This window comes from Calditrichota bacterium, from assembly GCA_013152715.1.
In the GTDB taxonomy this organism is placed as follows: domain Bacteria; phylum Zhuqueibacterota; class Zhuqueibacteria; order Thermofontimicrobiales; family Thermofontimicrobiaceae; genus 4484-87.
Map to the genome: position 1 here is coordinate 1 of JAADFU010000070.1, position 7,611 is coordinate 7,611.

The following is a 7,611-nucleotide window of genomic DNA, read 5'->3' on the forward strand; positions in this document are numbered from 1 at the left end:
AGCCCTGAATCACCTGCATCGCAGCTTGCAGCGGCTCGGATTTGCGAAACATGGAATAAGTGCAGGCAATGGCAAGCTCAAAAATTGTATTGGAAAAAACAACGTCGCCGAAATCGATGAGGCCTTTGATTTTCTCCGGCTGAATTTCGTCAACCAGTACATTAAAATCATTGGCATCGTTGTGGATGGCGCTGCGTCTCAATCGTGAAAGTTCAGGGGAAACGTGGATTTCAAATTGGAGCAAAAAATATTCGACCAATCTTCTTTTTCCCGGATCGGGAATGTACGCCAGACGGTGACGCGAATCGAGCGCATTTTTCAAATCCCAATCCAGCTCCCGGTGCAGACCCGCGCGATCAAAATCTGTCAATTCGCGATCCATTTGTCCCAAAAACTTTCCGAAATTGAAAAGCAGATTTTCTGAGTGATCGGCAATTTGCGACAAAAATTTTCCTGAAATAAATTGCACCAACCGCGCGTAATATTTCTCTCCACGGTCATTTTTTACGCAGAAAATATTTTCGTTTTGCTTCGTGGAAATTGTTGTCGGAAATTGGTACCCAGGCATTTTTTCAGCCAGTAGGGACGGCATTTCAAGCTGCGCCGCAAGTGCCGCTCGTTTTTCTGCGCCATTGGAAATTTTTAGCACAAACTCACTTCCCTGCGCACATTTGATGTGAAAATTTTGATCAAAATAGCTGGTCAAAGGCTTTGCCCGACAATGCAGCCCGAAAAATTCTTCTACAATTTTTTCAACTTCATCGGAGTTGAACCGCGGTCTTGTTTCGATCAAATTCACAAACGCCTCCTTGGAGTTTCTGCCCCCGAATTTACAAATATTTCAATCGAAAATCAACAGCCGAATAGGAAATGGACAAAAAATCTGATTGACAATTTTGCCTTTCTCTTTTTACAAAAAATGTCTCATTTGCGAACGAGGCAATTACAATTTGCGGATTGTGCCGCTATGATTAAGTAAAAAGAGCGTTTTCTATTTATTTTATTTTCTTAAATTTAGCTAACAAACAGCCAAACATGGTATTTCAGGCACAACTTTTGCCAAAAAACTAATTTAATGAAAGGTGACAAAAATCTTATCGGTTTTTCCCAACAGTTTGCACCGCCGGTGCATTGCCGGAACACGGCACAAAAGTGGAAATTTTAATCTTTAATAAAGGAGAATATCTTGTCTCGCAACTATTATTTTCACGCAATCGCCCTGATCATTCTCGCGATGATGTGGCTCGGGTGCGCGACGACCGGTTCGTCACGGCGAACTATGGCACAATACAAAAGTGATTTGCGTACTTACATCCAGCGTGTAAAAGCGAATCCCCGCGATGCGGAAGCGTACCGGGAAATCGGCATCATCACTTTTGAGCTCAAAAAATATCCGCTGGCGCGAAAATTTCTCACCAAAGCCTACAAATTTAACCCCAACGACGGCAAGACGCTCTATTTTCTCGGCATGACTTTGGAGGCGCAAAATCAGCTCGGGATCGCACTGAAAGTTTACAAAAAATATCGCGCCTTGTCAAAGGTTTCAGGTTACCGCTACCAATTAGAATCGCGCTACCAATGGGTCAGTCGGGAATTGATTCGCCAGCAAATGAAAAAGCTGTTGGCGCAGGAAAGCCAATTGAGTGCCAGCCGAATTTCTCCGGTGGCAATTGCCATCTTTCCATTTTCATATTTTGGCAGAGATAAAAAATATGCCGCACTCGGCAAAGGCATCAGCGAAATGATGATTACCGATATCAGCCAGGTCAAAGGTCTGCATCCCGTCGAAAGAGTGCGATTACAGGCGTTGATGGATGAAATCGGGCTGGGACAGAGCGGCATGGTCAAAGAAGATTCTGCGCCGCGGTTGGGGAAATTGCTCGGCGCCGGAAAAATCGTGGCTGGCAGCTTTGATATTCTGTCAAGAAAGAAAGTGCAATTCAACGCCGCTTTCTGGGACGTTCTTAAAAATAAATTTCCTCCGCCAACAGTGCAAAAAGATGCGCTGAATAATATTTTCCGCATTGAAAAGGACCTTGTTTTCAGCCTGCTCGATGACATAGGCATTTTGGTCACTCCCGAAGAGAAAGCAAAAATTCAACAGATTCCGACGAAAAACTTTCAGGCATTTTTAGCCTACTCTCAGGGCCTGGAGATGGAAGATGCCGGCAATTTCGGAAAAGCCGCGCAATTTTTCCAGAAAGCAATTCGGCTGGACCCCGGCTTCGGAAAAGCGAAACAGAAACAGTCAAAAGCAAAAATGCTTCAAGTCGCAGCAAAAGGTCTTTCGCCTGTAAAGAAACAACTTGCTCCCTCGACAGCGGCTGTCGGTTATAGGGTTGAATTGTCAAAAACCGATCTTATTAATAGTCGATTGAACAATCTCTCCGCGAGCATAGGAACAATTTTTATTCCGGGGCAGGATTCGCGAAAGTCAGCTCAGGAAGCCGTAGAAGCCGGCGTTCCGATTCTGGGCGATCTGCCATTGCCGCCTGATCCGCCGCGTCGGACGGGAATTAATCCATAATTTTAAATATTAATTTTGAAGAGGCTGAATAAAATGACTATCAGATTCATCCAGAATAATTTCAAAATAAAATTTTTCTTGCTGCCGCTAACAATTTTGCTATTAAGCGCCGCGCCGTCAAGCGCGCAGGATTTTTGGCAGCAGTTGCCAATTTATGGCGGGGGAGCCCAGAATTTTGTAATCGGTCCGGGAACTAAGCTATACGCCTATACAGATTTCAACAATACCCTGAGCATGTCGACAAACGCCGGCGATCTCTGGACAAAAATAAACATTCCCGTTGAGCAACTCTCCGATATTCACTTGCAAACTTTTGGCGTTTCTTCTGATGGCTCAATTTTATCTCTGTGGAAAAACTCTAAATCAGATAAAGACTCTTTGATAATTTACAAATCGCAAAACGACGGCGCGACGTGGCAACCAATCGACACATTAAATGGCTCGAGTATTGGGCAGGGCATGATTAACGGAGCAGCAAATTCATTGTTTTTTCTGTATAAGCCTGTCGATTTTCATGAATATCCGCTGCGTCGCACCACGGACAATGGCGACACCTGGACGACAATAATCCCGGACAGCCAGGCTTATTCTCTTTCAGCCATCGGCGCAAATACCAACGGCTGGATCGTGGCAAGCAGTTATGACAAAATCTTGCTCTCCACGGACAATGGCGACAATTGGACAGACATCAGCGGAAATTTTCCGGGCTACGGCGCCAGCACAATTGCGCTCAATGACTCAAACCATATTTTCGTCGCTACCTGGGAGAATCAAATCTTTCGCTCCCGTAATAACGGCGAAACGTGGGAAACGATTTATCAGGACACAAGCGGCGGAACAATACGACAAATCTTGCCTAACAGCAGCGGCGATTTACTATTCGATCTGACAATTTACAATAGCGGCACCTACGAATATCGCTTGATGCGACTTCCGCAATTTAGCACGACTCCGGAAATCATCTTTTCGAAAAATAATTTATATTCTGGCCTCTTCAGAGTTGATAGTAATGACGCTATCTTTGTGGCGACAACGAACTCCATTTACCGCTCCAGTGACAACGGACAGACGTGGACAGAAATCACGCAAGGTTTGACCCACTTTCTGACGAATTCCTTTGCCGCGGCATCAAACGGAGATATTTTCTTCAGCGCCAGCGGTTTACCGCTATACAAATCATCCGACAGAGGCGAAAACTGGCAAAAAGTAGCCACCAGCTACCCGGCGCTCGACTGGAACCACGGCGTGGTGACTCACAACAATGCAATTTACGCATTAGCTGATTCTGGTGTTTATAAATCCACAGACCTGGGCACGAGTTGGCTGCGTCTCACGCCCGAAAATATTTACAGTGCGAGTTACATCACCTGGGACAATAGCGGTACAGCATATCTTCTCAGCTCGCACAACAATCTTTACCGAACCACTACAAACGAGCAAACCTGGGTGGCGATGAACACAGATGCCTTCAGCACCGTTGACATCAATCAAATTTTCGCACTTCCGACGGGAACACTATTTGTTGGCGTTGATTCTTTATCTGTATTTCGCTCCACTGATCAGGGAAATTCCTGGACAAGCGCCAGCACCGGACTTCCGTTGGAATCTGCGTTCACTTTTGCCCACGATTCTTCCGGCGGAATTATCGTGAGTGTTCTTTACGACAGTTCAGATAATCGTTATTATGGCGGACTTTACCGTTCGACGAACAATGGCGTTTCGTGGCAATCAATCAATAACGGGCTTCCCGGCACTGCGTTTACCTCAATCGTTGTCAACTCTGCCGGGCATATTTATGCTGCCAATCTGTATGACGGAGTTTATCGCTCAACAGATTTGGGGCAAACCTGGACGCAAGTGAATTCCGGTTTATCTGGCAATACAACTGCCTGGAAATTGGGACTGGACAACGACGATTATTTATTTCTCGCCACGGTTAACGGCGTATTCCGCTCTGCCCTGTCAACTTCGACAACAACGCCCGAAATAGTAGTGGATGTGCCGCAAGAGCCTGAAACCGGCAAAGATCTTACTCTGTCAGTGAACAAAGACCCAAATTTTCAAGCAACGATCGTTCGGCTCTATTATCGTATCCCGGGAGAAACCGAGTGGCGCTTCATCGAATCGGCAACGCCGAGCGATACCGCTTTTTCATTTGTAATTCCCGCGGATTCTATTTCCTATCAAGGATTGGAATATTACATCTATCTTTTTGACGGAAATACAAATACAACGGTCACTTACCCACCGGAGAATCCACAAACAAACCCGATCTCTTTGCGGGTCCGTGTCACAAGTCAGACAGCAAAACTGACGCTTTCGCCGCTCACCTATCGCATGGTTTCCTTGCCGCTCGTTCTCGACAATCCGGAAATCGGAAGCGTGCTGACGGATGATTACGGCGAACCAGACGCGAAAAGTTGGCGTCTCTTGCGCTGGGTTTCTCTCGGAGATTCGGGACTGTATTTGGAATATCCTTACCTGCAAGACGATTTTTCCCTCGGCAATGCATTCTGGCTCATCACCCGCGACGGGAAAATGTTCGACGTTGACAGCGCCTGGTCCAACAATGTGAATGAGCCTTATTCTTACACTCTAAAGCCAGGCTGGAACCAAATCGGAAATCCGTTTCCGTTTCCTGTACCGTCTGATTCCGTACAAAACATTCAGTACGTTGAACCGCCGGTTTATTACGACGGAGCGCAGTATCTGTACAACCAAAAAATTCTCCAGCCATGGGAAGGCTACTTTGTCTACAATTCCAGCGGTCAGGAGTTGCAAATCTCTATTCCCCCCATTCACGCACAAACCACGCTGCCGAAAACAAAATCTCACTGGCAGGCAGCGAGCGAGAAAGGATTTTCCGTCCGACTCAAAGCGCAGATGCGAAACACGAAGCTGTTGGACACGGAGAATTTCATCGGCATCAGCGAACTGGCAAAAGATGAAACCGATGAATTTGATCTGGCAGAGGCGCCGCCCATCGGCGAGTATTTGCAGCTTTACGCGCTGGAAAAAGGGAAAAAATTCACTTCAAATTTCAAATCCGTGCCCCAACACGGGCAGCAGTGGCAATTGCGGCTGGAACTTTCAGAATGGATCAACTTCCCAGTCGATTTTTCTATTGAGCAAAACGGCAATTTACCCGAAGGATTTCACGTTTACATTTTCGATGAACATGATCAGTGTGCCCTTGACATTTCCGACGGAAAATTTTCAATAAATCTACCAAAAAATACATTGACTCGTAATTTCAAACTTATTATCGGCAACGAAGAATACGCCTCTGCTCACAGCAACGACATTCCGCTCCGACCGGTAGATTACGCACTGCGTCAAAATTATCCCAATCCGTTCAACGGCGCAACGACGATTAACTACCAATTAGCCAAACGGTCGCGCGTGAAATTGGAAATTTACAATATTTTGGGCAGAAAAATCCGCACTCTCGTCGATGAAGTTCAACCTACAGGAAATCACAAAATTACCTGGGACGCCACGGACAATCAGCGCCGTCCGGTTTCCACCGGCGTTTATTTTTATCGCCTTGAAGCGGAGAAATTTGTTGCCGCGAGAAAATTGCCGCGAGAAAATTTCTTTTGATTCGCTAATTATAGACAAGGTGTAGTCCACCTTCGAGGTGGACTACACCTGCGACACAAAAGGAAAAAAGTAAATTTTAGAATTGGAAACATAAAGGATTCATCATGAAAAAGATCGCCTTTTTTCTCATAATTTCAGCGCTCTTCGGCTCGCTTTACGGCGCCGGAAACGACAATTACGTAATCAGCCAAAAAGGATTTTTGCAAATCGCTCCGGTTTTTCAGTCCTGGAGTTTTGAGAGCAATTACACTGTTTCCGAAACGACATTACCGCTGTCCGTTTATTTTCCCGTCAATCGGCAGCTCAGTCTCTCCCTGCGCAGCAATCAGGCAACTGTCGGCGGCGACGTCAATCAATTGAGCGGTCTCACAGATACGCAATTGCAGGCAAGCTATCATCTGGAAAATATGAACCTGGTGCTCACGCTGGGAATGAACATCCCCAGCGGGAAAAAAGAACTTACAACGGCAGAATTTCAAACCAGCGCTCTGATCAGTTACACCTACTTAAATTTCCGCGTGCCCAATTTGGGACAGGGATTTAACTTGTCGCCCGGATTTAGCTGGGCCGCTCCGTTAGGCGACAAATTCGTCCTGGGCCTCGGCGCCACGTACCAGCTCAAGGGTGGCTTCAATCCGCTGAAAAATATGCCTGATCCGTACAACCCCGGCGATGAAATTCTGGCGACGCTCGGCTTTGACATCAAATTGAGCCGTTTGACCTCTTTTGCGTTAGATTTCATTTACACCAAGTACGGCGAAGACAAGATTGGCAATCTCAAAGTTTTCAATTCCGGCGACAAATTCACGGCAAGCTGGCAAGTGCACACTTTCATCGGCATGCACGAACTGCGCCTGATCGGCCGCTACCGCAGCCGCGGCAAAAACAGCTACTACATCGGCGGCATTTTCCAAGCCGAGCCGGAGCGCACCACGCCCGACGAACTGGAAGGCATCGGCTATTTTAACTATTTCGTCAATCCCAAATTTTCGATCAAATTTTTAGGTGAAGGTAGATCATTTTACGCCACATCACAGTACAAGCCGGTTGATCTGGGCGGATTTGGCATCTCCCCGGCGTGGAAAATCAACGACAAAATGACAGTGCCGCTAACCTTCAAATACTTCTTCGGCGACATTCAGGGCGTGCAGTCCTTTCACGGACTGGAAGCCAGCGCCGGGATTATTTATGTGTTTTGATTTCCCCCCCTTTCAAAGGTTCGGAACCTTTGAAAGGGGGGTAGATTTGTAAAAACACCACGATTCATCGTGCTAGAAAAAAACGCCCCCAAAAAATGTCCTCAGGATAGCAGCTTCAAATTCACGCTACAATAAACAAGGTGTCTAATAATCACGTTCATTGATAGATTTTAGGCGTTATTTTGTGTTATTGTTTTTTTTAAATGTCTATATGTAGGGAATGCAAATTTGCATTCCCTACTTTTCCAGCACTTCAATCAGCGCCTCCTGCGCTTCCGGGGT

At 46.2% G+C, this 7,611-nt stretch carries 4 protein-coding genes; 3 read left to right on the forward strand and 1 reads right to left on the reverse strand.

Annotated elements, in window-relative coordinates:
• Positions 1-799: phosphotransferase (locus GXO74_05540; protein ID NOZ61124.1), on the reverse strand; the 799-nt coding region annotated here is incomplete at its 3' end.
• Positions 800-1,186: 387 nt separating this feature from the next.
• On the opposite strand from GXO74_05540, the gene GXO74_05545 reads away from it, so the two are divergent.
• The 3 genes from GXO74_05545 (at position 1,187) to GXO74_05555 (ending at position 7,329) form a co-directional block, all read left to right on the forward strand.
• Positions 1,187-2,527 carry a hypothetical protein gene (locus GXO74_05545; protein NOZ61125.1) on the forward strand — a complete coding sequence of 447 codons (1,341 nt, stop codon included), beginning with the start codon at positions 1,187-1,189 and terminating at the stop codon, positions 2,525-2,527.
• A gap of 33 nt (positions 2,528-2,560) precedes the next feature.
• Entirely contained in the window at positions 2,561-6,130 is a 3,570-nt protein-coding gene (locus tag GXO74_05550) for a T9SS type A sorting domain-containing protein (protein ID NOZ61126.1), read from the forward strand.
• 104 nt (positions 6,131-6,234) lie between these two features.
• The gene (locus GXO74_05555) at positions 6,235-7,329 is read left to right on the forward strand and encodes a hypothetical protein (protein ID NOZ61127.1); all 1,095 of its coding nucleotides are present in this window, start codon (positions 6,235-6,237) and stop codon (positions 7,327-7,329) included.
• Positions 7,330-7,611: the final 282 nt, after the last annotated feature.